This is a genomic window from Arthrobacter melezitosi, assembly GCF_054511055.1.
Genome location: NZ_JBTNDJ010000005.1, coordinates 197,558 through 222,159 on the forward strand (window position 1 = coordinate 197,558; position 24,602 = coordinate 222,159).

Below are 24,602 nucleotides of genomic sequence, written 5' to 3' on the forward strand. Positions count from 1 at the left end.
CAAATCGATCGGAGAACGCCCGTGAAAGCAGTCGTCATCCGCGGTCCGGGAGGACCGGAAATGCTCGAACTGCGGGAGGTTCCGGACCCGGAGCCGAAGCCGGGCGAGGTGATGATCGACGTCGTCGCTGCCGGCCTGAACCGCGCCGACGTGCAGCAGCGCCGCGGGGTCTACCCGCCGCCGCCCGGTGCCTCCGAATACCCCGGCCTGGAGGTCTCCGGCACGGTCGCCGACCCGAACGGTTCGGCGTTTCCTCCCGGGACGCCGGTGGTGGCGCTGCTCTCCGGGGGAGGCTACGCCGAGAAGGTCGCGGTGCCGGCAGGGCAGGTCCTGAAGGCGCCGGAAGGCGTGGACCTCGGAGAGGCCGCCGGCCTTCCCGAGACCGCCGCCACCGTGTACTCCAACCTGTTCTCCACGGCGGGCCTGAAGGCTGGAGAAACCGTGCTGATCCATGGCGGGGCCGGCGGCATCGGCACGATGGCGATCCAGCTGGCCCGGGCCTTCGGGGCGGTGCCGTTGGTGACTGCGGGCTCGGCGGGCAAGCTGCGGCTGGCGGCCTCGCTGGGCGCGGTCGCCGGCATCAACTACAAGGAGGAGGACTTCGTCGAGCGGGTCCGTACGGCGACCGGAGGTGCCGGGGCCGACGTGATCCTCGACGTCGTTGGGGCGAAGTACCTTGAGCGGAATGTACGGGCGCTCGCCGTCGGCGGCCGCCTCGTGGTGATCGGGCTGCAGGGCGGGACGACGGCCGAGGTGAACCTCGGAGCCCTGATGGCCAAGCGGGCCAGCATCGCCGGATCCACCCTGCGGGCCCGGCCGCCCGCGCAGAAGGCGGCGATTATGGCTGCGGTCGAACGGGAGGTCTGGCCACTTGTGGCAGCCGGGAAGGTGCTGCCCTTGGTCGGCCGCACCTTCCCCCTCGCCGAGGCCGCCGCCGCACATGAGTACTTCGACTCGGGGGACTCCACGGGCAAGATCCTCCTGGCTGTCTAGTCAACCTCCACCCGAACGATAAGCATGCTTCCTTGCGGGCGGGGAGTGTGCGAGCCTTGGAGCGTCCAACCGGACCGAGGAGGAACACAATGACATCCAGTGCCAACGACGACGCGGGTGACACGGAGAAGAGCGGCTTGGCGAAGGCCGCCGACAGCTTCACCGAAAACCTTGCGGACCAGGTTCCCGACGGCGTCGACAGCGGCCCGCAGGACACCGCCAACGAGGGCGAAGACCCCCGCACGCATACGCATGCCAGCCTGAGCGAAGGATCGAACGCCCGGGACAACGACGGCGGCTGAGGCCGGACCACTCACCGCACCGGCGGTGCCCTTCGGCGACGAAAGCCCCGTCGGCGCCTTGAGATGTGACGCACACCTCAGTAGGTTGCTACCTTCGTGTGCATACCACCACTCGTATTCCAAGGGAGCATCATGAGTGAGAAGCACAACGGGGCGCACGGGCACAAAGGCGTGCTCGCGACCGACCCCGACCTTCCGCCCACCGCGATCGACGCGGAGGTGGCTGAAGCGGAGGACCGCCGGTGGACACCGGCCAAGATCGCCATCTGGCTGGGCATCGCCCTGTTGGGCGGCATCGCCTGGGTCATGCTGGCTATCGTCCGCGGTGAAACCGTCAATGCGATCTGGTTCGTCTTCGCGGCGGTCAGCACCTACCTCATCGCGTACCGGTTCTACTCCAAGTTCATCGAGCGCAAGCTCCTGCAGCCCGACGACCGCCGCGCCACCCCCGCCGAGTACAAGGCGGACGGCAAGGACTACGTGGCGACCGACCGCCGCGTCCTCTACGGACACCACTTTGCCGCGATCGCCGGCGCCGGCCCGCTCGTCGGCCCGGTCCTCGCCGCCCAGATGGGCTACCTGCCCGGCACGCTGTGGATCATCGTCGGCGTCATCCTCGCCGGCGCGGTGCAGGACTACCTCGTGATGTTCTTCTCGATGCGCCGCGGCGGCCGCTCCCTGGGCCAGATGGCCCGCGAGGAACTCGGGGTCATCGGCGGGACGGCGGCCCTGCTCGCCACCCTCACCATCATGATCATCATCGTGGCCATCCTCGCCCTGGTCGTCGTGAACGCCCTCGGCGAGAGCCCCTGGGGCGTCTTCTCGGTCTCCATGACCATCCCCATCGCGCTGTTCATGGGCGTGTACCTGCGCTTCCTGCGGCCGGGCAAGGTCACCGAGGTCTCCCTGATCGGGTTCGTCCTGCTGATGCTCGCCATCGTCGCCGGCGGCTGGATCGCCGAGACCGAATGGGGCGTCGCCCTCTTCACCCTCGACCGCGTCACCATCGCGTGGGGCATCATCATCTACGGGTTCATCGCCGCCGTCCTGCCGGTCTGGCTGCTCCTCGCACCCCGGGACTACCTCTCGACCTTCATGAAGATCGGCACGATCGTGCTGCTGGCCGTGGCGATCATCATCACCCGCCCCGAGATCAGCGTGCCGGCCATCAGCGAGTTCGCCGCAACGGGCACCGGCCCGGTGGTCCCCGGCCCGCTTTTCCCCTTCCTCTTCGTCACGATCGCCTGTGGCGCGCTCTCGGGCTTCCACGCCCTGATCTCGTCGGGGACGACGCCGAAACTGATCGAGAAGGAACGCCAGGCCCGCTTCATCGGGTACGGCGGCATGCTCATGGAGTCCTTCGTCGCCATCATGGCGCTCGTCGCAGCACTGTCGATCGACCGCGGCATCTACTTCGCCATGAACACCTCGGCGGCGGCCACCGGCGGCACCATCGAGGGCGCCGTCGCCTTCGTCAACGGCCTCGGGCTGACCGGCGTGAACCTCACCCCCGACGCGCTGACCTCACTGGCCGGCAACGTCGGTGAGGAGTCGATCGTCTCCCGCACCGGCGGCGCGCCGACCCTGGCCGTCGGTATCGCCCAGATCATGCAGGGCCTCTTCGGAGGCGGCGGCGCGATGGCGTTCTGGTACCACTTCGCCATCATGTTCGAGGCGCTGTTCATCCTGACCGCCGTCGACGCCGGAACCCGCGTGGCGCGCTTCATGCTCCAGGACAGCATCGGCAACTTCATCCCCCGCTTCCGCGACACCTCGTGGCGGGTCGGGGCGTGGGTCTGCACGGCGATCATGGTCGCCGGCTGGGGCGCGATCCTCATCATGGGGGTCACGGATCCGCTGGGCGGCATCAACACCCTGTTCCCGCTGTTCGGCATCGCCAACCAGCTGCTGGCCGCCATTGCGCTGGCGGTGTGCATGGCGATCTGCGCGAAGAAGGGGGCCTTCAAGTACCTGTGGATCCCCGCGCTTCCGCTGGCCTTCGCCGCCGTGGTGACCATCTCGGCGTCGTTCCTGAAGATCTTCTCCCCGGTCCCGGCCATCGGTTACTGGGCGCAGCACAACGCATTCAAGGACGCCCTCGCCGCCGGTGAGGAAAGCTTCGGCAATGCGCCGACGGTCGCTGCGATGGAGGCGGTTGTGCGCAACACCTTCATCCAGGGCACCCTGTCGATCGTCTTCGTGACGCTGGCGATCATCGTGATCATCACCGCGGTCCTTGCGACGATCAAGGCCTACCGCAACGGCGGAGGCGTCGAGACGGAGGACGCTCCGGTGCCGTCGCGCATCTACGCGCCGTCCGGCCTGATCCCCACCCCGGCGGAGAAGGAGCTCGAGTCGCAGTGGACCGCGCGGGTCCCGGTCAAGCGCCCGGTGAGGTCCGGGCACTGATGAGCACCGCGGCCGCCCTCGGTAGGGCACGGGACGCAGCCCGCGGGCTGGCGTGGCTGTTCAAGGGGGTGATGGGCGAGAACGCCTATTCGGCCTACCTTGACCACCACGCGGACTCGCACTGCTCCGAACCGCCGATGAGCGAGCGGGAGTTCTGGCGGGACCGGACGGACCGCCAGGACACCAATCCCGAAGGGCGCTGCTGCTAGGCGCCCCCACCGACCGGGCCGGGCGGAGATCTCCTTGGGGGGAGATCTCCGGCCGGTCCTTTTTGTTCACGGGCGTGCAGGCGTCCGCGGAGAGTTACCAGCGCGCGCCCTGCCGCCCGTGAGAATATGAACCCATGACCGAACAGCAGCCAGGCAGTTCTTCATCCGGAGCCCCCACCCCAGAACCGGCCCCCGTGGCCGACTCGCCGCTGCCAAATCCCGGTCCACCGACACCCGCTGCGGACACGCTGGGGTCGGGCCGGGCGTCGCTCGTGGACCTCGTCGACCAACCCGCCAAGGTCATGCGCATCGGCACCATGCTGAAGCAGCTGCTCGAGGAGGTGCGCACGGCCCCCCTCGACCCCGCGGGCCGGACCCGGCTCGCCGAAATCCACGAACGCTCGGTGAAGGAACTCGAGGATGGCCTTGCCCCGGAGCTGGTGCAGGAACTCCACCGCATCAACCTTCCCTTCCAGGAGGACTCCGTCCCCACGGACGCCGAACTGAGGGTGGCCCAGGCGCAGCTCGTCGGCTGGCTCGAGGGCCTTTTCCACGGCATCCAGGCGGCGATGGCGGCCCAGCAGATGGCCCACCAGCAGCTCGCTGCCAAGCTTCAGCTCCGCCAGCTCCCGCCGGGCACGGTGATCGCTCCCGGCGTCGTCGTCGGCGAAGACGGTGAACCGGTGCGTGCGCCGGGCAAGCAGGCACCGGCCGACCCGGAGCACCGCGGGCCCGGCCAGTACCTCTAGCGGGCCGTGGGACTGTTTGCGGCGGCCCGGCAGGGCCGCAAGGATGACGCCGATCTGGGCAACGGCGTGTGGCGCCGGGCCCACGACCGGTTCCGCCGCGGCCTCGACCGGTACCACCAGATCCTCGAAGGCGTGGAGGACGACGACGTCTACAACGAGCTCGTCGCGGTCGCCAACCAACTGGGGGAACTGCTGCCCCGGGTGCGCGCTGCGTGTGCCAGTGCCCAGGCCCACTGGCCCAGTGAGGGCCTTGATATCCCGGGAGCCGGGATATCGGTCCACCGGGCCCTTTCACGGGCGGGCAACACCCTCGCGACGACGGCGGAGGCGGCCGCCATGACGCGCCTTGACGGGGAGCGGTGGGGCCTCGCTTCGGCCGGGTTGGAGAACGTCCGGCGGCGGGCCGAACTGGTCATTGAGGATGTCCTCGAGGCCGAACGCCAGCTTTAGGGCTAGGTCCACGCTGCGCCCTGCAAGTGCTAAGGCGGCTGAACATTGACGTTGTGAAATACATGCCGGGTGTGATTAGTTATGTGCCTATGACTACATCACCTGAACTGAAATTCAACGACGGCCACTCGATCCCCCAGCTCGGCTTCGGCGTGTGGCAGGTCGAGGACGCCACGGCGGAGAAAGTGGTCGGCCAGGCGTTCGAGGCGGGTTACCGCCACATCGACACCGCGAAGATCTATGGGAACGAAGCCGGGGTGGGGCGTGCGATCGCCGCCTCGGGCATCCCCACCGAAGACCTCTTCATCACCACGAAGCTCTGGAATTCCGACCAGGGCTACGAAAGCACCCTGGCGGCCTTCGATAGGTCGATGGAGAAGCTGGGCCTCGAAACCCTCGACCTCTACCTGATCCACTGGCTGCAGCCGAAGCAGGGCAAGTACCTCGACACCTGGAAGGCGCTCATCGAACTCCAGAAGCAGGGTCGCGTCCGCAGCATCGGCGTCTCCAACTTCACCATCGAAGCGCTCCAGGAGATCATCGACGAGACCGGCGTCGTGCCCGTCATCAACCAGGTTGAAAGCCACCCCTACTTCAGCCAGCCCGAACTGCGGGCCTTCCACGCCGAAAAGGGCATCCTGCACCAGGCCTACTCGCCGCTGGGCTCCGGCAAGGGCCTGCTCGAGGACCCGGTGCTCAAGGACATCGCTGCCAAGCGCAACGCGACCCCGGGCCAGGTCGTTATCGCCTGGCACCTCGCCCTGGACAATGTGGTGATCCCCAAGACCGTCACCGAGTCGCGCATCGCCGAGAACTGGGCCGCGCTCGACGTGCAGCTCACCGCGGAGGACATCGAGGCGATCTCGGCACTCGATAAGGGCGAAGCCGGCCGCATCGGGGCGAACCCCGCGACGGCGGACTTCGCCTGATTCCGGCCGCGCGCCGGCGCCGCCGGCACAGCCGCGTTCCCTGAGCGGAATCGAGGGCAACCGTCCCTGCAGGAAGGCCATCCGGGCACGCCCCGGGTGGCCTTCCTGCGTCCGGCGCGGGCGGGCTCCGCGGGGCCCGGCCGTGCCGTTCCGCTACCAGAGGCACGGGCGGTTTGCGAGCGGAGCGGATGAGGTATTTCCGCGTTGCCCGGCATGGGGGGCGGTCCTAATCTGGCACCACCTGTTGTCCCAACTCTGGAGGTGCATGATGGCTACTGGCGAAACCGGATTCGACGACGTTTCCTTCGACCTCATCTCGCTGCAGTATCACTCGCTCAAGGCCGGACACGACTATGGGCAGTACGTGCGGGACGCCCGGAACGCCGGGCGGGAGGACATCGCGGGATTCTTCGAGCAGGTCATGGCGCAGGATTCCGAGCGTGCTGCGAAGTGCCACGAATTCCTCGGCGACCTGATGCATTCGGGCCAGGCGGGGCCCGCCATGAGCTGAGCGCTGCACGCCCCGGCCGGGGCCGCGTCAGGTCCCGGCCGAGGCGAGCGCCGGCACGGCAAGGAGCACCGGCAGCTGCCAATCCTCGGCCGGCTCAAGCTCAATGGTGACATGGTGGTGCGGTGCGTTCCGCCCCACCAGGACCGGCTTCATCGTCCTGCCGTACACGCTGCGCAGCGGCACAAGCTGCCGCAGCGGTTCGGCCGCGCCGGGCAGGGCCGAGGCGAGCACCCAGAACCTCCCCGGCGGCACATGAACGAAGGCGAACGTGTCGACCCCGTCGAGGAGCGAGCTCGTCACGGGCCTCCCGCGTGCCGAGGGCGAGGTGAACAGGCCCACGTACAGCGCAGGGGAGGGGCCCACGGCGTCCCGGGCCGCGCGGCTGAGCACGGTCAGCCCGGTGATGGTCCCGCCGCTGGTGGAGCCCGTGGGCAGGTGGAGCGGCCGGGGCGGGTGGTCGGCGAGGATCTCCGGCAGCACCCGGAAACGCCCCGGGCTGTAGCCGACGCCCTCGGCGAAGCGCCGGCTGAAGGTGCCCAGCGAGGTGAAGCCGACCTCGAAGCAGATGTCGCGCACCGGCTCGCCGCTGGTGAGCAGCAGCGTCTTGGCGCGCTCGAAGCGCAGGTGGGCCAGGTAGCGTCCCGGCGGCATCCCCACCACGGACTCGAACAGGCGCACCAGGTGGGAGGGGCTGTAGCCGACGTGGTCGGCGACGTCGCCGAGGGAGATGGGGTCGGAGGACTTGGCGCTGAGGAACCGGGCGGCGCCCAGCGCTGCGCCGTCGATCGTGTTCAGCAGTTTCTCCACATCAGCTCCCGCAGTCGATGATCCCTCCAACGCTGCTGTGCGTAAAGGCGTTCAGCCTAGGGCGTGACGGCGGGGCGGGGCGCAAAAAACCCCGCAGCTTCGGTGAAGCGCGGGGTTTCGGTGGAGCCTCCTGCCAGAGTCGAACTGGCGACCTTCTCATTACGAGTGAGACGCTCTACCGACTGAGCTAAGGAGGCACGCTTCATGATCCGGACCGACCGGTCCCTCAATCCACAAGAAGCAACTCTATAAGAGCCTGAGCCCGCTGGTCAAAAACGCGGCCCCGCACGCCCGGGGCTTGCCCTTTCAGCAGCGCACCCCGTCCTTGGGCACAGTGCCCTCGACGAAGTAGGAGTCGACGATGTCCGCGATGCAGGGGTTGGAGCGGCCGTAGGCCGTATGCCCTTCGCCCTCCCAGGTGACGTGGACGGCCGACTCGAGCTGTTCCGCCAGGGCGAGCGACCACTCGTAGGGGGTGGCGGGATCCCCCGTCGTGCCGACCACCAGGAGCGGATCCGCCCCGGGCGCGCTGGCGGGTGCCGGCTTACCCACCGGGCCGTACTTCCACGGCTCGCAGGTCAGCCCGCCGTACGAGAGGATCTTGCCGAAGGTGGGCGAGGCGGCGACCAGTGCCGATTCGTCCCGGCTCATCTGCTCGGGGTCCGAAACCACCGGGAAGTCGAGGCAGTTCACCGCAGTAAAAGCGTCGGTCGCGTTGGTGCTGTAGGAGCCGTCCTCCTCCCGTTCGAAGGAAAGGTCCGCCAGGTACATCATCTCCGTGTAATCCCCCCGCAGCGCGGCGTCCACGGCGTCGGTGAGGACCGGCCAGCCCGCATTGTCGTACAGGGGAAGGATGAAGCCCTGCACGAAACTGCCGATCGTGACGAGGCGCCCGTCCTCCGCCGGCTTGGGTTCGTCAATGACCGCCTGGAACAGGTCCTGCACGGTGGCAACGCCGGCCTCGACGTCCCCCGGCAGCGGGCACTCGTCCCCGGCCTGGCAGTCGGCGACATAGGCCCGCAGGGCCTTCTCGAAGGCGGTGGCCTGCCCCAGGGTCAGCTGCTCGCTGTTCAGCGACGGGTCCAGTGCTCCGTCCAGCACCAGGCGGCCGGAGCGCTCGGGGAACAACCCGGCATAGGCCGCTCCCAGTTGGGTTCCATAGGAAAAGCCGAGGAAGTTGAGTTTCGGATCCCCGACCAGGGCCCGCAGAATGTCCATGTCGCGCGCGGCGCTGTCCGTGTCGACGAAGCCGAGCAGCTCACCGCTCCGCTCCGCGCACAGCTCCGCGTACTCCCGGGCGTCGGCCCTCAGCAGTTCGAGCACTTCCTCGTCGGTGGCGTCGGCCGGGATGAACTTCTCCCGGGCGGCGTCCCGCTCCTTGTCCGTCAGGCACTCGACAGCGGTTGAGCGGTTCACCCCGCGCGGGTCGAAACCAAGGACGTCGTACCCTTCCCGGAGCCGGTCGCTGGCCACCCGGTCGAGGGCGTCCCGGACGATGTTGTAGCCGGAGCCGCCCGGACCGCCCGGGTTGACCAGGATGGTGCCCTGCGGCTGACCTCCCGTGGCGTCGGCGCGGATCGCGGCGATCTCGATGGTGTCGCGCCCCGGGGCGCCGTAGTCAAGGGGAACTTTCACCATCGCGCAGGCGAAGTCACCCTCGCACTTCTCCCACTGCACCTCCTGGCTGTAGAAGGGCTCGAGCCCGGCCGGGACGTCGCCGACCACGTCCGGGTCCGCCGTCACAGCCCCGGTGTCCGGCCCCTTGTCGTCGGACGGCCCGGGCAGCAGCGTGCAGCCCGAGAGCAGCAGGGCCGCGGCGGCCGCGCCCGATGCCAGCCAGCGGCGCGGCCGGCGGCGGCCCTTCGGGGTCTTCGGCGTCATGAGGCGAGGTCCTTCCGGGAGAGGAGACCGACGGCCATCGCCTCGATCGCCAGCAGGGGCGAGACATTGGTGCTGACGAGGCGCCCGCGCACCTCGTTGATGGCGTCGATGCGCCGCAGGGTGTCCTCCGCCGACTCCCGCTGCGCGAAGGCCTCGAGTTCGGGGCGCAGCGGTTCGTTGACGAGGTCGCGCCCGCTGGAGACCTGGAGCATCAGCACGTCCCGGTAGAAGGAGATCAGGTCCGTGAGGGCCCGGTCGAAGTAATCGTTCTTCGACCGCTTGGCCCGCCGTGTCTGGTCCTCCTCCAGGCGCTTGACCTGGCTCCGCATCGAGGGGGGAAGCGTGCCGGATTCCGGCGCACCCAGCGCGGTGAGCAGGGCGGCGCGTTCGGACGCGTCGCGCTGCTCGAAGGAGCTCTGCGCCTCGGCCTCGGCAAGCTTCACGAGGTCGGCCGCGGCCTGCATCGCCCCGGCGACGGAGCGAAGGGTCAACGGCAGCCGCACGATCTGGTTGCGGCGCTCGCGGGCGCCGTCATCGGTGGCGAGCCGCTTGGCGACGCCGATGTGGCTTTGGGCCGCCCGTGCCGCCGCCTCGGCGGTCGCCGGGTCGATACCGTCGCGGTGGACCAACAGGTCGGCGACGTCGCGCACCGGGGGAAGGCGCAGGCTCACACTGCGGCAGCGCGAGCGGATCGTCACGAGCACGTCGCCGGGGCTCGGGGCGCACAACAGCCAGATGGTCCGCGGCGGCGGCTCCTCGATCGCCTTCAGCAGCACGTTGGTGCTGCGTTCCTGCATCCGGTCGGCGTCCTCGACGATGATCACGCGCCACCGGCCGGTTGAGGGCTTGTCCTGGGCCGTGCGCACCAGCTCCCGGGCCTCGTCGATCGTTATGGTGACCTTCTCCGTGGTGACATTGGTGAGGTCGGCGTGCGAGCCGGCGAGCACGGTGCGGCAGGACTTGCAGGTTCCGCAGCCCCGCTCCGCGAGGTCCTCCCGGTCGCACAGCAGCGCCGCGGCGAAGGCCCGCGCCGCATTGGAGCGGCCCGAGCCCGGCGGGCCGGTAAACAGCCAGGCGTGGGTGGGCGCCCCTGATCGGGAGGCCCGCTGCAGCTGCTCGACGACGGGTTCCTGGCCCCGCAGGTCGGTCCAGACGCTCACGCGCGGCGCTCCCGGACGGCGGCGAGGACACGCCGGGCGAGGTCGTCGACGGGCAGGGCGGCGGGGAGCACCAGGTAACGGGCCGGGTCGCTGTCGGCGGCCGCCAGGAAGGCGCTGCGGATCCTCGCGTGGAAGTCATCGGGCTCGGACTCCAGCCGGTCCTCGGCGGCGTCGCCTGCGGTGCGTCGGCTGCGGCCCTCCGCCGGCTCTACGTCGAGCAGCACCGTGAGGTCGGGGCGGAGCCCGTCGACCGCCCACAGGTTGAGGTCCTCGACATCCCGGGCACCCAGCCCGCGCCCGGCGCCCTGATAGGCGACCGAGGAGTCGATGTACCGGTCGCAGACGACGACGTCGCCGCGGCGCAGGGCGGGCAGGATCACCTGCTGGACGTGGGCCGCGCGCGAGGCGGCGAAGAGCAGCGCCTCGGTGCGGGCGTCGATCTCACCCTGCCCGTGTTCGAGCACCAGGGCGCGCAGCTTCTCGCCGACCGGGGTTCCGCCGGGCTCGCGGGTGCGCACCACGGGCACGCCGTCGGCCTCGAGCGCCCGGCACAGCGCACCCACCTGGGTCGACTTGCCCGCGCCGTCGCCGCCCTCGAATGCAACGAAAAGCCCGGGCAGCGGATGCGGATTCGACGAGGTCACACGTCCAGCCTACCGAGTGCCGCCCCCACTTGCCCGACGCCGTGGTGCGGCGGGGACAAACCTCCGGGCTACCCTTTCCCCATGGCTACTTCCGACCCCCACCTGGCTCCCGATACAGTCGTCGTCTCGGCGGGCAGGCCCGTGCGGGAGCATGACTCCCCGGCCAACCCGCCGCTGGTGCTGTCGACGACCTTCCATGAAACCCGCGCCCCGGAGCCGGGGGACCGGATCTACGGACGCATGTCCAACCCGAGCTGGGATCCCTTCGAGGAGGCCCTCGGCAGGCTCGAGGGCGCCGCCCTTCCGGCGCTCGTGTTCAGCTCCGGGCTCGGCGCCGCCGCCGCGGCCCTCTCCCTCCTGCCGACCGGGGGCACGGTCATCATGCCCCGCCACGCCTACGCCGGTTCGGTCAGCCTCGCCGCCGCCGAGGCCGCCCGCGGCAGGTTCTCCCTGCGCACCGTCGACATCGCCGACACCGACGCCGTCCTGCGCGAGATCGACACGCTGGATGGGCCGGCCGGGACCGCGATGCTGTGGCTCGAAAGCCCCACCAACCCGATGCTCGAGGTGGCCGAGACCGCCCGCCTGGCCCGTGCCGCCCGGGCGGCCGGGGCGCTGGTTGTCACCGACAACACCTTCAACACCCCGCTGCTCTCCCGGCCCCTCGAAACCGGGACCGACGTCGTGCTGCACTCGGTGACCAAGTACCTCTCTGGCCACTCCGACGTCGTCCTGGGGGCCCTCGCCACCTCGGATCCCGCCCTGCGGGACCGGCTGCTGGCCCACCGGACGCTGCACGGCGCCGTCGCCGGCCCGTTCGAGGTGTGGCTGGCGCTGCGGGGCCTGCGCACGCTCTCGGTGCGGATGGAACGGGCGCAGGCCAACGCCGCCGAACTTGCGGCGCGCCTGGCCGGCCACCCGGCGGTGGAGCGCGTCCGCTTCCCGGGCCTGCCGCAGGATCCCGGGCACGAGCGGGCCAAGGCACAGCTGGACGGCTTCGGTGCGATCGTCTGCATCGAACCGGCCGGGGGAGCCGAGGCCGCCGACGCGCTGGTTGAGACGGTGCGCCTGTGGCTGCCGGCCACCTCGCTCGGCGGGGTCGAGTCCCTCATCGAGCGGCGCCGCCGCCAGCCGGGGGAGCCGGCCACCGTCCCGGCGTCCCTCGTGCGGCTGTCGGTGGGCATCGAGAATGTCGAGGACCTGTGGGAGGACCTCGAAAAAGCGCTCTCGGCATCCCAGCGGCTAAGCTAACCCCGTGGGTATCATCCTGGCTTTCGAGTTCTACCTGTACCTCGTTCTTGGCTACGTTGCGCTGGGGCTCGAGCTATGGGCCTTCGCCGACTGTGTGCGCCGCCCGGCGGCGTCCTTCGAGGCGACCCTCAAGCGGACCAAGGGCTTCTGGATGGCCATCACCGGTGGCGCCGTCCTCGTGGGCATCTTCAGCGCGCTCAGCCCCGGCTTCGGCCTGTTCAAGCTGGTCGCCGTGGTCGCCGCCTGCGTCTACCTCGCCGACGTGAAGCCGGCCGTCAGCGAGATCCGCGGCCGCGGCAACCAGGGCCCGTACGGCCCCTGGTAGGCCCCTCCCGGCGCCGCTCAGCCCTGGGCGGCCGGCTCGACAGCCCTCCAGGCCACCGTCACCTCGCCCAGGCGCCAGCGCGACGGCGCATCCAGCAGCGGCCACCCAGCTTCGGCCAGCGCCGTGCACATCGCCGTCCACCGCTGGCGGGCCCCGAAGGCGGCCAGCGGGGCGGCGTCCAGCCAGGCCCGGTCCATCGCCAGCAGGAACCGGTGGACGTTCTCGCCCGGGATATTGCGGTGGATCAGGGCCTTCGGCAGGCGCTCGGCCACATCCGAGGGAAGGCCGAAGGCCCCGAAGCGCATCGAGATGCTCAGCGACACCGGGCCGTCCCGGTCGACCGCAACCCAGGTTGAGCGCCGGCCGATCTCATCGCACGTCCCATCGATGAACAGCCCGTCCTCCGAAAGCCGGGACCGCACGGTGTCCCAGTGTGCTCGATACTCGCCCTCGTCATACTGGCGCAGCACATTGAAGGCACGCACCAGGACCGGGCGGCGTCCCGGGACCGGCAGCTCGAAGCCGCCCTGGCGGAAGCTTAGGCCGCCGCTCTCCAGCGGACGCGCCGCCTCCACCCGGGCCGGGTCGATTTCGATGCCGATCAGTTCGGTGTCGGGGCGCACGCGGCGGAGCCGGCCGAACAGTTCGACGGCGGTGACCGGGGCGGCGCCGTAGCCGAGGTCGACGACGAGGGGATCTTCGGCGCGGCGCAGGCGCCACGCCTGCGGCCCGGCCAACCAGCGGTCGACCCGGCGCAACCGGTTCGGATTCGTCGTTCCGCGTGTGATGCTGCCCACGGGCTTTCCGGCGCGGCGGTGAGAGTGCACCGTCCAAGGGTACTGGCACCCGTCGGGCCCGGATGCCCGCGGGCCCGGGATACGGCAGACTAGGGACCATGACTTCTCACAAACTGATTCTGCTGCGCCACGGACAGAGCGAGTGGAACGAAAAGAACCTCTTCACCGGCTGGGTCGACGTGGCGCTGACGGAAAAGGGCCGGCAGGAAGCGATCCGCGGCGGCGATCTCCTCGTCGAGGCGGGCCTCCTGCCCGACGTCGTCTACACCTCCCGGCAGAAGCGCGCCATCATCACGGCCAACCTCGCGCTCGAGGCCGCCGACCGCACCTGGATCGACGTCAAGCGCAACTGGCGCCTCAACGAACGCCACTACGGCGCGCTGCAGGGCAAGGACAAGGCCCAGACCCTCGCCGAATTCGGTGAGGAGCAGTTCATGCTCTGGCGCCGTTCCTACGACACCCCGCCGCCGCCCCTTGAGGACTCCAGCGAGTACTCCCAGAGCAACGATCCGCGGTACGCGGACCTGGGTGCGGACCTGCCCCGCACCGAGTGCCTCAAGGATGTCCTCGACCGGTTCCTGCCGTACTGGGAGTCGGACATCAGCAAGGACCTGCTGGCCGGCAAGACGGTGCTCGTCGCCGCCCACGGCAACTCGCTGCGCGCCCTCGTGAAGCACCTCGACGGGATCAGCGACAAGGACATCGCCGCCCTGAACATCCCCACGGGCATCCCGCTGGTGTACGAACTCGACGAGAACCTGACTCCGATCAAGGCCGGTGGCACCTACCTCGACGCCGAGGCCGCCGCCGCGTCGATCCAGGCCGTGGCCAACCAGGGCAAGCACTAAGGCACCACGCACCACCCGTTAAACGCGACGGCGGCTTCCCTTCGGAAGCCGCCGTCGTCGTCTGTGCGCCGGGAGAGCGGGGCACCCCGCCCGGTTTTAGTTCAGCGGGGCGCTGGGCTGCCACTCGCCGGTGACGAGGTAGGTGACCTTCCGGGCCACCGAGACGCCGTGGTCGGCGAAGCGCTCGAAGTACCGGCTTGCGAGGGTGACGTCGACGGTGGTCGGCGCCGTCTCGTTCCAGTCCGCGGCCGCGACGGCCTTGAAGACCCCCGCGTGAAGTTCGTTGACCCGTGCGTTCGCGGCGTTGATCTCGTTGCTGAGCTCGAGGTTCCTCGTCTCGAGCAGCTCGGTGACCTTGGCCGCGATCTGGATGTCCAGGACGGCCAGCTCATCGAACGTGGGGCGGATCTTCTCGGGGATGACGTGCGCCGGGTAGCGCAGGCGCGCCAGCTGGGCCACGTGGCGGGCGAGGTCGCCCATCCGCTCAAGCGACGCGCTCATGCGCAGCGCGCCGACGATCATTCGCAGGTCGCTGGCGACCGGCCCCTGCAGCGCGAGGATGTCGATGGCGCGCTCGTCGAGGGAGTTCTGCAGGAAATCGATGCGGGCATCGGCCGCGATCACTTCCTGGGCAAGCTCGGTGTCGGCACCCTGGAAAGCGCTGTTGGCTTTTTGGATGGCCTCCGACACCAGCTGCGAGATCTCAATCAGTTCCTCGCCAATCTGGTGGAGTTCGGCCTGAAAAACCTTACGCACGTGGGCGTCCTTTCCGTTGGAAGTTTCTACTCACCTGCGGCAACAGGTCCGCGGGCCAGCTTTTCAGCCCCCCGTGAACGTTCCCGCAGCTTTAGGTGAACGTTAGTTGAACCACTGACCTATTGCCACCGGATGCGGGTCCGCCCGGGATTCCAGCGCATAAGCTATGACCGTGGACCCCGTACTGTTCAGCCTGGTCACCGGGCTCGTCGGCCTCGCCCTTGGTGTGTTCGGCATGCTGGCCTACCGGGCCAGCGAGGCCCAGCGCAGCCAGCTGCTGTTCGATGATGAGCCGACCCTTCCCGAGGGTGCGGCGGAGGTGCTCTCGATCATCGGACGCGCCTATGTGATCGTCGACGCGATCGACGGCGTCGTCCGTGCCAGCCCCGCGGCCTACGCCTTCGGGCTGGTCCGCGGGCACACCGTCGTCCATGAGGAGTTGCTCAACCTGACCGCACGCGTCCGCCGCGACGGCGTCATCGAGCAGGAACTGCTGGAACTGCCGCGCGGACCCCTTGGCAAGGGCACGATCATCCTGCAGGTGCGCGTCGCTTCGCTCGGCGCCGAGTACATCCTCATCCTCGCCGACGACCGGACCGAGATCACCCGCACCGAGGAGATCCGCAACGACTTCGTCGCCAACGTCTCGCACGAGCTGAAGACCCCCGTTGGGGCGATCTCCCTGCTGGCCGAGGCCATCGACGACGCCGCCGAGGATGAGGTGGCGGTGCGCCGGTTCGCCCAGCGGATGCACAAGGAATCGGGGCGGCTCTCCGCCCTGGTCCAGGACATCATCGAACTCTCGCGGCTGCAGGGCGCCGACATCGTGCGCAGGGGCAAGCCCGTGAACCTCAACACCGTCATCCAGGAGGCCGTCGACCGGAACCGGCTGCCGGCCGAGAGCAACGCCATCGACATCGTGGTCCGCGGCACCGTCGAGGAGCCGGTCTTCGGCGACCCCGACCAGTTGATGACCGCGTTCCGCAACCTCATCGACAACGCCATCCGCTATTCGCCGGAGGGAACCCGGGTCGGCATCGGGCTGCGCTCCCGCGACGGGCTGGCCGAGGTCTCGGTCACCGACCAGGGCGCCGGCATCACCGCCGAGGAGCAGGAACGCATCTTCGAGCGGTTCTACCGCATCGATGCGGCCCGCTCGCGGTCGACCGGCGGCACGGGCCTTGGCCTGAGCATCGTCAAGCACGTTGTCTCAAACCACGGCGGCGAGGTGACCGTCTGGTCGATGGCAGGCCAGGGCAGCACCTTCACCGTCCGGCTTCCGGAAATGGAAGCGACCGAGGACACCCGGGGCGCGGCCGCCCTGCCTGCGGCGCAGCCCGGGACCAAGCCCGAAGAGAACCCAGAGAAAAAGGGCGGAACCAGCGCCCAGGAGCAGGGAGTGAGCGCTTGACCCGGATCTTGATTGTCGAGGACGAGGAGTCCTTCAGCGACCCGCTGTCGTACCTGTTGGGGAAGGAAGGCTTCGAGGTGGTCGTCGTCGACAACGGGCTCGACGCCGTCACCGAATTCGACCGGGCCGGAGCGGACCTCGTGCTGCTGGACCTCCAGCTGCCCGGACTTTCCGGGACGGAGGTGTGCCGCCAGCTCCGGCAGCGCTCGAGCGTCCCGGTGATCATGCTGACCGCGAAGGACGCGGAGATCGACAAGGTGGTGGGCCTGGAGCTCGGCGCCGACGACTACGTCACCAAGCCCTACTCCTCCCGGGAACTCGTCGCCCGGGTGCGGGCGGTCCTGCGCCGGCAGGGGGAACCGGAGGAGCTCGTCTCCAGCACTGTGTCGGCCGGTCCGGTCCGCATGGACGTCGAACGGCACGTGGTGAGCGTGGAGGGTACCCGGGTGGCGCTGCCGCTGAAGGAGTTCGAACTGCTGGAGATGCTCCTGCGCAATTCCGGCAGGGTCCTGACCCGGGGCCAGCTGATCGACCGGGTGTGGGGCGCCGACTATGTCGGCGACACGAAGACCCTCGATGTCCACATCAAGCGCCTTCGGGGAAAGATCGAACCGGACTCCTCGGCGCCGCGGCACCTGATCACCGTGCGCGGGCTGGGCTACAAGTTTGAGCCCTGAGCCCTGAGCCGGGGCCGCTGACGACCCGGGCCGGACACGACGGAGGCCGGGACCAACAGGCCCCGGCCTCCGCCCGGAAAGGTTATTCGCCCCCGTGGGCTTCTTCGGTCGCCGCCGGCTCGCTCGGCTCCGGGGTGTAGCCGCCCGGGACGAACTCGCGGTATTCGGCCAGGGTTCCATCGACCACCGGCACGCCGTAGGTTGCGGTCTCGGACTCGACAGTGAAGTCCAGGTCGACGAGGGACCCGGGGATGTCGCTGATGCCCTGGAGGGTTCCGTCGTCGGCGACCTCCTCCTCGAAGACGTACTTCCCGTCGGCTTCGACGGTGATCTCGGCCATCTCGTTCTCGCCCTGGATGGTGACCTGCACCGGCTGGTCGCTCGAGTTGAACACCGTGCCGAGGAGGGTTCCGGGCGTGCCTTCGTCGGTTGAGACGATCAGAATGTTACGCAGCTCCACCGGGCCCAGGTTCTCCACGATGCCATCTGATGCCGCGTACTCGCGGGTGGTCGACTGTTCGTTGATCACGCTGCAGCCGGTGATCCCGAGCATGGCCAGTACGACGCCGGCCACGGCGGCCTGCTGCACTCGGTGGTTCGGTGCGATTCTCACAGCTCAAACTCCTGGGGTCTTCCGGCGCGGCGCCGGGTGGGGTGGGTGGTGAAACTAGGAAACACACTATCGCAAGGGGTCATTCGTGTGAGTCCGTTTCACCGGGCATGACAAGGGCCGATCATCGATTCGCCGCTGCGTCAAGAGGAGAATGATAGCCAAGCGGACCTGCCGGTGCCCGCTGACCTGCGAAAACGCGCCGTCGGCGTGTCGCCGCCGTGATAAACTGATTGGCGGGAAAGGGGAAAGTCCACATGGTTTTTGAGGTTGGCGAAACAGTTGTTTACCCTCACCACGGCGCAGCGAAGATCGAGGAGATCAAGATGCGCGTCATCAAGGGCGAAGAGAAGATGTATCTCAAGCTCAAGGTGGCACAGGGTGATCTGACGATCGAAGTACCAGCGGAAAACGTCGACCTTGTCGGGGTTCGTGATGTGGTGGGCAAGGAAGGCCTGGAGCACGTCTTCGACGTACTGCGTGCCGAGTTCACCGAGGAGCCGACCAACTGGTCGCGCCGTTACAAGGCGAACCTCGAGAAGCTTGCCTCCGGCGACGTCATCAAGGTGGCGGAGGTCGTGCGCGACCTGTGGCGCCGGGATCACGACCGCGGGTTGTCGGCCGGAGAGAAGCGGATGCTCGCCAAGGCGCGGCAGATCCTGATTTCCGAGCTCGCCCTGGCGGAGAAGACCGACGAAGAGAAGGCCGCAAGCGTTCTCGACGAGGTCCTCGCCTCCTAGGCTGCAGGTCCGCAGATAGCCGCAGAACATGAGAGAAGGGCTCCCTCCGGGGGGTCCTTCTTTTGCGTCCGGCTGCCGTAGGGTGACTTAGTGCCCTCCAGCCCAACACCTCCTTCGACAGCGCCCCGGTCAGCCGACACCCCCACCGCCGGCCTGGCGGGCGTGGTGGTCGTCGCAGCGGGCTCGGGCCAGCGGCTCGGCCACGGGATCCCCAAGGCCCGCGTGCTCTGCGGTGGACTCACCCTGCTTGAACGCTCCCTGCGCTCCGTGCTCGCCTCGGGTGTCGCCGCCGAGGTCGCCGTCGTGATCCCCGAGGGGGACGACACCCTGCGCGCCGTTGCGGAACGCCTCTCCGGGGCCGTCCCGGTGCGGGCGGTGGCCGGCGGAACCAGCCGGGCCGGCTCAGTCCGGGCAGGCATCGCCGCGCTGTCCACCGATGCGCCGTTCATCCTCGTCCATGACGCCGCCCGTGCCCTGACGCCGCCGGAGGTCTTCGTGCGCGTGGTCTCCGGCCTCGCGGCCGGGGCCGGTGCGGTCATCCCGGTCCTCCCGCTGGCCGACACCGTCAAGGCCGTGCGCGACGGGCGGGTGACAGGCACGCCCGACCGGAGCGGCCTGCGCGCCGTCCAGACGCCGCAGGGCTTCACCTCGCCCCTGCTGAGGGTCGCGCACGCCGGCGGCGGCGCCGGGGACCCGCTGATCACCGACGACGCGATGCTCGTGGAGGCCACGGGCGCCCCGGTCGTCACCGTTGAGGGCGACCCGGCCGCCTTCAAGGTCACCACGCCGCTTGACCTGACGCTCGCCGAAACGCTCGTCCGGGACACCGGCACGCCCGAAACCCGGACTCCAAGCCCCGAGGAAGCACCCATGACCGAAAGCGCCCCTACCGCTCCGATTCCCCGGACCGGGATCGGCACCGACATCCACGCCTATGCTCCCGAGGATGCGCCGGCCCCCCTGTGGCTTGCCGGCCTCCACTGGGAGGGCGAGCGCGGACTGGCGGGGCACTCCGACGGCGACGTCGTCGCCCATGCCGCCGCCGACGCCCTCTTCTCCGCCGCGGGCCTGGGCGACCTCGGCACCCATTTCGGCACCGACCGCCCGGAGCTCGCGGGCGCGTCGGGCGCGGCGCTGCTCGCCGAAGCGGCGGCGATCGTCCGGGACGCCGGTTTCCGGATCGGGAACATCGCGGTCCAGCTCATCGGCAACCGCCCGCGGTTCGCCGCACGGCGCAGCGAGGCCGAAGCCGTCCTCTCCGAGGCGGCGGGAGCACCGGTGAGCGTCTCGGCGACAACGACCGACGGCCTCGGCCTCACCGGGCGTGGCGAGGGCATCGCCGCCCTCGCGACCGCCGTCGTCATCTCCGCCGGGTAACAGCCCGGCGTGCGGTGGACGTTCGGCTAATCTGGAGCGGTGAGCCTGAAATTCTATGACACCGCCACCGCCGAGGTGCGGGACTTCGTCCCCCTGACCCCGGGAGCCGTCAGCCTTTACTACTGCGGCGCGACGGTCCAGGGAATGCCGCACGTGGGCCATGTCCGGTCGGCGATCGTCTTCGACCAGCTGACCCGGTGGCTTGAGGCCCGCGGGTTCCGCGTGACCTCCGTCCGGAACGTCACCGATATCGACGACAAGATCCTCGAGAAGTCCAAGGCCTCCTTCGGGGACGAGGAACCGCCCGGCGGCAAGCGGAACGAGGAGTGGTGGGCTCTCGCCTACCGCTTCGAGCTTGAGTTCAACCGGGCCTACGACACCCTCGGGGTGCGCCGCCCCACCTACGAGCCGCGGGCCACCGGCCACATCCCGGAGATGCAGTCCCTCATCCAGAAGCTCATCGACACCGGGTACGCCTACCCGGCCCCGGACGGCTCCGGCGACGTGTACTTCGACGTCCGGTCCTGGCCGGAATACGGCTCCCTGACCCACCAGTCGATCGACGACATGCAGGCCGCCACCGACGCCGACCCGCGCGGCAAACGCGACCCCCGTGACTTCGCCCTCTGGAAGGGTTCCAAGCCCACCGACGCGCCGTCGGCGGGCTGGCCCAGCCCGTGGGGTCCCGGGCGTCCCGGCTGGCACACCGAGTGCTGCGCGATGACCAACAAATACCTCGGTGAGCAGTTTGACATCCACGGCGGTGGCCTCGACCTGCGCTTCCCGCACCACGAGAACGAGCTCGCCCAGGCGCGCGCCGCCGGGCGCGGCTACGCGCAGTTCTGGATGCACAACGGCCTCGTCACCTTCGAGGGCGAAAAAATGTCGAAATCGATCGGCAACACCGTCAGCCCCGAGGACATGCTCACCCTCGCCCGGCCCCGCGTGGTGCGCTACTACCTCGGGCAGGCCCATTACCGCTCGGTGCTCGATTACCGCCCGTCCTCGCTTGACGAGGCAGCGGCCGCCGTCGACCGCATCGACGGGTTCCTGGCCAAGGCCTCGGCCCGCTTCGGTCCGGCCACCGGCGCGCCGGCGGACCTGCCGGAGGCCTTCGGCACCGCAATGGACGACGACCTGAACATCCCGCAGGCACTCGCCGTCCTGCACGAGACGGTGCGGGCCGGCAACACGGCCCTGGCGGCCGGCGACCCCGAGGGGGCCCGCGTCGCCCACGCGGCCGTCGCGGCGATGGTCAGCGTCCTCGGGCTCGACGACGCAACCGACACGGCAGGCACGGGCGACGGGGAGCAGGCCGCCGCCCTCGACGCGCTGGTCCGGTACCAGTTGGGCGAGCGCGCGGCCGCACGCGCCGCGAAGGACTGGGCCCGCGCCGACGCCATCCGGGATGCCCTGGCCGGTGCCGGCGTTATCGTCGAAGACTCCGCGGACGGGGCGGAATGGAGCCTCGCGGCCCGCTGAACGGGACCGTTTCCGGCCGGCACCACCTGCGCGCGCCGTCCGCGTAAACTGGAGGAGACTTTTCCTCTATATAAAGGTGTTTCCCCATGGCCAGTCACGGACGTCCAGGCGCGGTGCGCAAGTTGAAAAAGGGCCCCACCATCGGCACCGGCGGCCACGGACGCAAGTCCCTCGAAGGCAAGGGTCCCACCCCGAAGGCGGAGGACCGCCCGTACCACAAGGCCTACAAGAACAAGGAGCTCGCCGAGCGCTCCGCCGCCAAGCGCGCCGGCGGCAAGAACCCCGGTTCGGGCCGGAAGGGCAAGGCCACCGAGGAGATCGTGACGGGCCGCAACTCCGTCGTGGAGGCGCTCCGCGCCGGCATCCCGGCCAAGGCACTCCACGTCGCCATCCGCGTCGAGATGGACGACCGCGTCCGGGAGGCGCTCAAGCTCGCCACCGAACGCGGTGTCCCGGTGATGGAAACCGGCAAGCCGGAGCTCGACCGGATGACCGAAGGGGCAGTGCACCAGGGCCTGATGCTGCAGATCCCGCCCTACGACTACGCCGATGCGCTTGACCTGGTCGCCGACACGATGGAGAAATTCCGGCGCGGCCACATTGCCAACGCGCCCCTGTTCATCGCACTTGACGGGATCACCGACCCGCGCAACCTCGGCGCGATCATCCGGTCCGCCTCCGCGTTCAGCGCCCACGGCGTCATCGTTCCCGAGCGCCGCTCGGTCGGAGTCACAGCCTCGGCATGGAAGACCAGTGCGGGAGCCGCCGTGCGCGTACCCGTCGCCCGGGTGGGCAACCTCAACTCGGCGCTGAAGTCGTTCAAGGACAGCGGCATCTTCGTGCTCGGACTCGACGGCGACGGCGACATCTCCCTGCCGGAACTGACCCTCGGGACGGACCCGGTATGCCTCGTGGTGGGCTCCGAGGGCAAGGGGCTCTCACGGCTCGTGCGGGAGAACTGCGATCAGATCGTCTCCATCCCCATCGACTCGGCAATGGAATCCCTCAACGCGTCGATGGCGGTGGGAATCAGCCTCTACGAAATCTCCCGCCAGCGCTCCGCCTGAGAGCGCCGATCCCGTCCCGCCATGAGCATCGTCGAGCAGGTTCCAGTCTCCTCCAGTGAATTCCCGCAGGGAGTCCACCGGCTCAAGGGCCGTTTCTCCGACGACCTCCACGCCAATGCCGCGGTATGGGCGCCGTCGATCCCCTCGATCGACGTGCATTTCCAGCGGGAGGACGGCCGGTGGGCCTTCGAGACGCTGTCGGGGCTCGACGGCGGCGTCCACCACGGGGTGGTGGGTCCGATGCCCGCCGGTGCGCGCTACGGTTTCTGGCCGACCGGCAAGGCCCTGCCCGCAGGGCCGGGACAGCTGCTGCTCGACCCGTACGCGCGGGCCATCGAGGTCCAGGAGGCCGGCGGCACCGGTGCGGACCCGGTGTACTGGTCGGTCTTCGTCGAGGAATCCTTCGACTGGGGTTCCTCCGCCCGGCCGCGCACGCCCTGGCGCGACACGGTCATCTACGAGGCGCACGTCAAGGGACTGACGAAGCTGCACCCCGGGATCCCCGAAGAGCTCCGCGGGACCTACGCCGGGCTGGCCCACCCCGTGATGATCGGGTACCTCCTCGAGCTGGGCGTGACCGCCGTCGAACTGCTCCCCGTGCATTTCTCGATCGATGAAGCGCACCTCCGGACCCTCGGCCTCTCCAACTACTGGGGCTACAACACCCTCGGGTTCTTCGCTCCGCACGCCGCCTATGCCACGGCGGCGGCGCAGGCCGCCGGCCCGGCGGCGGTCCTCGCCGAGGTCAAGTCGATGGTCAAGGCGCTCCATGAGGCCGGCCTCGAAGTGATCCTCGACGTCGTCTACAACCACACCGCCGAGGGGGGCAAGGAGCAACCCGCCCTCTGCTGGCGCGGCCTAAGCGACACCGACTATTACCGGCACGACGGCACGGGCCGCTATCTCGACACCACCGGAGTCGGCAATACGCTGGACTTCTCGCAGCCGAAGGTCATCGAGTTCGCGCTGGACTCCCTGCGGTACTGGGTCGAGGAGTTCAAGATCGACGGCTTCCGGTTCGACCTCGCCGTGACCCTGGGCCGGGACGAAACCAACACCTACACCCCGCGGCACCCGTTCCTCGTCGCCGTTGGGGCATCGAGTGCGCTGCGGGGCACGAAGCTCATCGCCGAACCGTGGGACGTGGGCATGGGCGGCTGGCAGACCGGAAACTTCCCCCAGGGCTGGGCGGACTGGAACGACCGCTTCCGCGATACCGCCCGGGACTTCTGGCTGCGCGACCAGGCCTCGCTGCGGGCCTGCAGGCAGGCAGGCACCCCGGCGCGCCTCGCCGACGCCCTGGCCGGATCGCAGGAGGTGTTCGCCCGCTCGGGCCGGACGCCGCTCGCCTCGATCAACTTCGTCACCGCCCACGACGGCTTCACCCTCGCGGACCTCACCTCGTTCGACCGGAAGCACAACGAGGCCAACGGGGAGGAGAACCGGGACGGCTCGAACGACAACCGCAGCTACAACCACGGCGCCGAAGGCCCCTCCGAGGACGCCGCGATCATCGCCGCCCGGGAGCGGACGGCCCGGAACCTGATGGCCACCCTGCTGATGTCGGTCGGGGTTCCGATGCTCACCGCCGGCGACGAGCTCGGGCGGACCCAGCGTGGGAACAACAACGCCTACTGCCAGGACAACGAGCTCGCCTGGGTCTCCTGGCACCGGGACGCCGCGTCGGAGCGGATGCTCGCCGCGACCCGTACGCTGCTGGGCATCCGCCGGCGGTTCCTCGCCGGTCAGCCCCCGGCTTTCCCCGGCCGGGCCGCCAGTTCGGCGCTGCTGTGGTTCAACGGCTCGGGCCTGCCCATGACCTCCGCCGATTGGGACGACCCGACCACCCGCGTCGTGCAGCTCATGCTGGCCGATCCGGACGGGCAGGCCGGAGCCCTCATCGCGGTCAACGGCTCGATCACTGACCGGAAGATCCACCTGCCGGCCGCCTGGATCCTGCAGGGCCAGGGCCTGTCGCACGCGAAGGCGGCGACGATGGAACTCCTGTTCGACTCGGCCGATCCCACGATGCGCCGGTCCGGGGCCCGGATCTCCCTGGGGGAGTCGGACTTCCTGGCGGCCAATTCGGTGGCCGTCTATTTCTGCCGGAAGTAGGCGGGTTCCACCGGACGGCCGGGAGTCCAAGGGCGTTCGGGTCGCTCCTGCTGTCGGAAGCGCAGGTCGGGACCGGGGCGGGTGTATCCCGCCGGCTGCGCC

The 24,602-nt window shown here is 69.5% G+C and carries 25 protein-coding genes and 1 tRNA gene; 18 read left to right on the forward strand and 8 right to left on the reverse strand.

The genetic code is table 11. From position 1 onward, the window contains the following. Positions 1-21 precede the first annotated feature (21 nt). The 8 genes from ACX80W_RS08300 to ACX80W_RS08335 all read left to right on the forward strand — a co-directional run bounded on the left by ACX80W_RS08300 (position 22) and on the right by ACX80W_RS08335 (position 6,552). Positions 22-993, forward strand: coding sequence for an NAD(P)H-quinone oxidoreductase (locus ACX80W_RS08300; protein ID WP_459282181.1), 972 nt, complete (start codon positions 22-24; stop codon positions 991-993). A gap of 89 nt (positions 994-1,082) precedes the next feature. Continuing rightward, positions 1,083-1,295 carry a hypothetical protein gene (locus ACX80W_RS08305; RefSeq protein ID WP_459282183.1) on the forward strand — a complete coding sequence of 71 codons (213 nt, stop codon included), beginning with the start codon at positions 1,083-1,085 and terminating at the stop codon, positions 1,293-1,295. Between the two features lie 132 nt (positions 1,296-1,427). Further along, complete coding sequence (locus ACX80W_RS08310) at positions 1,428-3,704, forward strand: carbon starvation CstA family protein (RefSeq protein WP_459282185.1); 2,277 nt, start codon at positions 1,428-1,430, stop codon at positions 3,702-3,704. Then, a complete protein-coding gene (locus tag ACX80W_RS08315; RefSeq protein ID WP_459282187.1) occupies positions 3,704-3,913 on the forward strand; it encodes a YbdD/YjiX family protein in 210 nt (69 codons plus the stop codon). Before ACX80W_RS08310 ends, ACX80W_RS08315 begins: the two co-directional genes overlap by 1 nt. A 134-nt stretch (positions 3,914-4,047) precedes the next feature. Continuing rightward, positions 4,048-4,662, forward strand: a complete 615-nt coding sequence (locus ACX80W_RS08320) for a bacterial proteasome activator family protein (protein ID WP_459282189.1) — start codon at positions 4,048-4,050, stop codon at positions 4,660-4,662. 6 nt (positions 4,663-4,668) lie between these two features. Further along, positions 4,669-5,112, forward strand: coding sequence for a hypothetical protein (locus ACX80W_RS08325; protein ID WP_459282191.1), 444 nt, complete (start codon positions 4,669-4,671; stop codon positions 5,110-5,112). An 89-nt stretch (positions 5,113-5,201) separates the two neighbouring features. After that, entirely contained in the window at positions 5,202-6,041 is an 840-nt protein-coding gene (locus ACX80W_RS08330; protein WP_459282193.1) for an aldo/keto reductase, read from the forward strand. A 268-nt stretch (positions 6,042-6,309) separates the two neighbouring features. After that, positions 6,310-6,552, forward strand: coding sequence for an acyl carrier protein (locus ACX80W_RS08335; RefSeq protein WP_459282195.1), 243 nt, complete (start codon positions 6,310-6,312; stop codon positions 6,550-6,552). A 27-nt stretch (positions 6,553-6,579) separates the two neighbouring features. On the opposite strand, the gene ACX80W_RS08340 is transcribed toward ACX80W_RS08335, so the two are convergent. The 5 genes from ACX80W_RS08340 to tmk all read right to left on the reverse strand — a co-directional run bounded on the left by ACX80W_RS08340 (position 6,580) and on the right by tmk (position 11,044). After that, complete coding sequence (locus tag ACX80W_RS08340; RefSeq protein ID WP_459282197.1) at positions 6,580-7,359, reverse strand: helix-turn-helix transcriptional regulator; 780 nt, start codon at positions 7,357-7,359, stop codon at positions 6,580-6,582. A gap of 121 nt (positions 7,360-7,480) precedes the next feature. Beyond that, a tRNA-Thr gene (locus tag ACX80W_RS08345) sits at positions 7,481-7,556 on the reverse strand. Positions 7,557-7,665: 109 nt separating this feature from the next. After that, positions 7,666-9,240, reverse strand: coding sequence for an alpha/beta hydrolase (locus ACX80W_RS08350; protein WP_459282199.1), 1,575 nt, complete (start codon positions 9,238-9,240; stop codon positions 7,666-7,668). Next, entirely contained in the window at positions 9,237-10,400 is a 1,164-nt protein-coding gene (locus tag ACX80W_RS08355) for a DNA polymerase III subunit delta' (protein ID WP_459282201.1), read from the reverse strand. The genes ACX80W_RS08350 and ACX80W_RS08355 overlap by 4 nt, the downstream gene beginning before the upstream one ends. Next, positions 10,397-11,044: a dTMP kinase gene (gene tmk, locus ACX80W_RS08360; RefSeq protein ID WP_459282203.1), complete on the reverse strand. Its 648-nt coding sequence runs from the start codon at positions 11,042-11,044 to the stop codon at positions 10,397-10,399. The genes ACX80W_RS08355 and tmk overlap by 4 nt, the downstream gene beginning before the upstream one ends. A gap of 81 nt (positions 11,045-11,125) precedes the next feature. Here tmk and ACX80W_RS08365 point away from each other — a divergent pair, with 81 nt between their 5' ends. Both ACX80W_RS08365 and ACX80W_RS08370 read left to right on the forward strand, forming a co-directional pair. Further along, entirely contained in the window at positions 11,126-12,295 is a 1,170-nt protein-coding gene (locus ACX80W_RS08365) for a trans-sulfuration enzyme family protein (protein WP_459282205.1), read from the forward strand. A 4-nt stretch (positions 12,296-12,299) separates the two neighbouring features. Next, positions 12,300-12,620 carry a DUF2516 family protein gene (locus ACX80W_RS08370; RefSeq protein WP_459282207.1) on the forward strand — a complete coding sequence of 107 codons (321 nt, stop codon included), beginning with the start codon at positions 12,300-12,302 and terminating at the stop codon, positions 12,618-12,620. Positions 12,621-12,637: 17 nt separating this feature from the next. Here the strand turns inward: ACX80W_RS08370 and ACX80W_RS08375 are convergent, their stop codons facing one another. Next, entirely contained in the window at positions 12,638-13,417 is a 780-nt protein-coding gene (locus ACX80W_RS08375; protein ID WP_459282209.1) for a class I SAM-dependent methyltransferase, read from the reverse strand. Between the two features lie 98 nt (positions 13,418-13,515). On the opposite strand from ACX80W_RS08375, the gene ACX80W_RS08380 reads away from it, so the two are divergent. After that, a complete protein-coding gene (locus tag ACX80W_RS08380; protein WP_459282211.1) occupies positions 13,516-14,265 on the forward strand; it encodes a phosphoglyceromutase in 750 nt (249 codons plus the stop codon). Between the two features lie 96 nt (positions 14,266-14,361). On the opposite strand, the gene phoU is transcribed toward ACX80W_RS08380, so the two are convergent. Further along, a complete protein-coding gene (gene phoU, locus ACX80W_RS08385) occupies positions 14,362-15,021 on the reverse strand; it encodes a phosphate signaling complex protein PhoU (RefSeq protein WP_459282213.1) in 660 nt (219 codons plus the stop codon). A gap of 166 nt (positions 15,022-15,187) precedes the next feature. On the opposite strand from phoU, the gene ACX80W_RS08390 reads away from it, so the two are divergent. Both ACX80W_RS08390 and ACX80W_RS08395 read left to right on the forward strand, forming a co-directional pair. Beyond that, a complete protein-coding gene (locus ACX80W_RS08390; protein ID WP_459282215.1) occupies positions 15,188-16,432 on the forward strand; it encodes a sensor histidine kinase in 1,245 nt (414 codons plus the stop codon). Further along, the gene (locus tag ACX80W_RS08395) at positions 16,429-17,109 is read left to right on the forward strand and encodes a response regulator (protein WP_459282217.1); all 681 of its coding nucleotides are present in this window, start codon (positions 16,429-16,431) and stop codon (positions 17,107-17,109) included. Before ACX80W_RS08390 ends, ACX80W_RS08395 begins: the two co-directional genes overlap by 4 nt. Before the next feature lie 82 nt (positions 17,110-17,191). On the opposite strand, the gene ACX80W_RS08400 is transcribed toward ACX80W_RS08395, so the two are convergent. Next, positions 17,192-17,722 carry a hypothetical protein gene (locus ACX80W_RS08400; protein WP_459282219.1) on the reverse strand — a complete coding sequence of 177 codons (531 nt, stop codon included), beginning with the start codon at positions 17,720-17,722 and terminating at the stop codon, positions 17,192-17,194. A gap of 254 nt (positions 17,723-17,976) precedes the next feature. On the opposite strand from ACX80W_RS08400, the gene ACX80W_RS08405 reads away from it, so the two are divergent. The 5 genes from ACX80W_RS08405 to glgX all read left to right on the forward strand — a co-directional run bounded on the left by ACX80W_RS08405 (position 17,977) and on the right by glgX (position 24,500). Then, positions 17,977-18,459 (forward strand): CarD family transcriptional regulator, encoded by a 483-nt coding sequence (locus ACX80W_RS08405; RefSeq protein ID WP_028280415.1) that lies wholly within the window; start codon positions 17,977-17,979, stop codon positions 18,457-18,459. A 90-nt stretch (positions 18,460-18,549) separates the two neighbouring features. After that, a complete protein-coding gene (gene ispD / locus ACX80W_RS08410) occupies positions 18,550-19,836 on the forward strand; it encodes a 2-C-methyl-D-erythritol 4-phosphate cytidylyltransferase (protein WP_459282221.1) in 1,287 nt (428 codons plus the stop codon). A 39-nt stretch (positions 19,837-19,875) separates the two neighbouring features. Next, on the forward strand, positions 19,876-21,318 hold the full coding sequence (gene cysS, locus ACX80W_RS08415) for a cysteine--tRNA ligase (protein WP_459282223.1): 1,443 nt from the start codon (positions 19,876-19,878) through the stop codon (positions 21,316-21,318). 86 nt (positions 21,319-21,404) lie between these two features. After that, a complete protein-coding gene (gene rlmB / locus ACX80W_RS08420) occupies positions 21,405-22,385 on the forward strand; it encodes a 23S rRNA (guanosine(2251)-2'-O)-methyltransferase RlmB (RefSeq protein ID WP_459282225.1) in 981 nt (326 codons plus the stop codon). 21 nt (positions 22,386-22,406) lie between these two features. After that, complete coding sequence (gene glgX, locus ACX80W_RS08425) at positions 22,407-24,500, forward strand: glycogen debranching protein GlgX (RefSeq protein WP_459282227.1); 2,094 nt, start codon at positions 22,407-22,409, stop codon at positions 24,498-24,500. Positions 24,501-24,602 lie beyond the last annotated feature (102 nt).

Coding starts and splice junctions, on each gene's coding strand:
- ACX80W_RS08305 (WP_459282183.1), top strand. CDS start 1,083: ATGACATCCAGTGCCAACGACGACGCGGGTGACACGGAGAAGAGCGGC.
- ACX80W_RS08310 (WP_459282185.1), top strand. CDS start 1,428: ATGAGTGAGAAGCACAACGGGGCGCACGGGCACAAAGGCGTGCTCGCG.
- ACX80W_RS08315 (WP_459282187.1), top strand. CDS start 3,704: ATGAGCACCGCGGCCGCCCTCGGTAGGGCACGGGACGCAGCCCGCGGG.
- ACX80W_RS08320 (WP_459282189.1), top strand. CDS start 4,048: ATGACCGAACAGCAGCCAGGCAGTTCTTCATCCGGAGCCCCCACCCCA.
- ACX80W_RS08330 (WP_459282193.1), top strand. CDS start 5,202: ATGACTACATCACCTGAACTGAAATTCAACGACGGCCACTCGATCCCC.
- ACX80W_RS08335 (WP_459282195.1), top strand. CDS start 6,310: ATGGCTACTGGCGAAACCGGATTCGACGACGTTTCCTTCGACCTCATC.
- ACX80W_RS08350 (WP_459282199.1), bottom strand. CDS start 9,240: ATGACGCCGAAGACCCCGAAGGGCCGCCGCCGGCCGCGCCGCTGGCTG.
- ACX80W_RS08365 (WP_459282205.1), top strand. CDS start 11,126: ATGGCTACTTCCGACCCCCACCTGGCTCCCGATACAGTCGTCGTCTCG.
- ACX80W_RS08380 (WP_459282211.1), top strand. CDS start 13,516: ATGACTTCTCACAAACTGATTCTGCTGCGCCACGGACAGAGCGAGTGG.
- ACX80W_RS08390 (WP_459282215.1), top strand. CDS start 15,188: ATGACCGTGGACCCCGTACTGTTCAGCCTGGTCACCGGGCTCGTCGGC.
- ACX80W_RS08405 (WP_028280415.1), top strand. CDS start 17,977: ATGGTTTTTGAGGTTGGCGAAACAGTTGTTTACCCTCACCACGGCGCA.
- rlmB (WP_459282225.1), top strand. CDS start 21,405: ATGGCCAGTCACGGACGTCCAGGCGCGGTGCGCAAGTTGAAAAAGGGC.
- glgX (WP_459282227.1), top strand. CDS start 22,407: ATGAGCATCGTCGAGCAGGTTCCAGTCTCCTCCAGTGAATTCCCGCAG.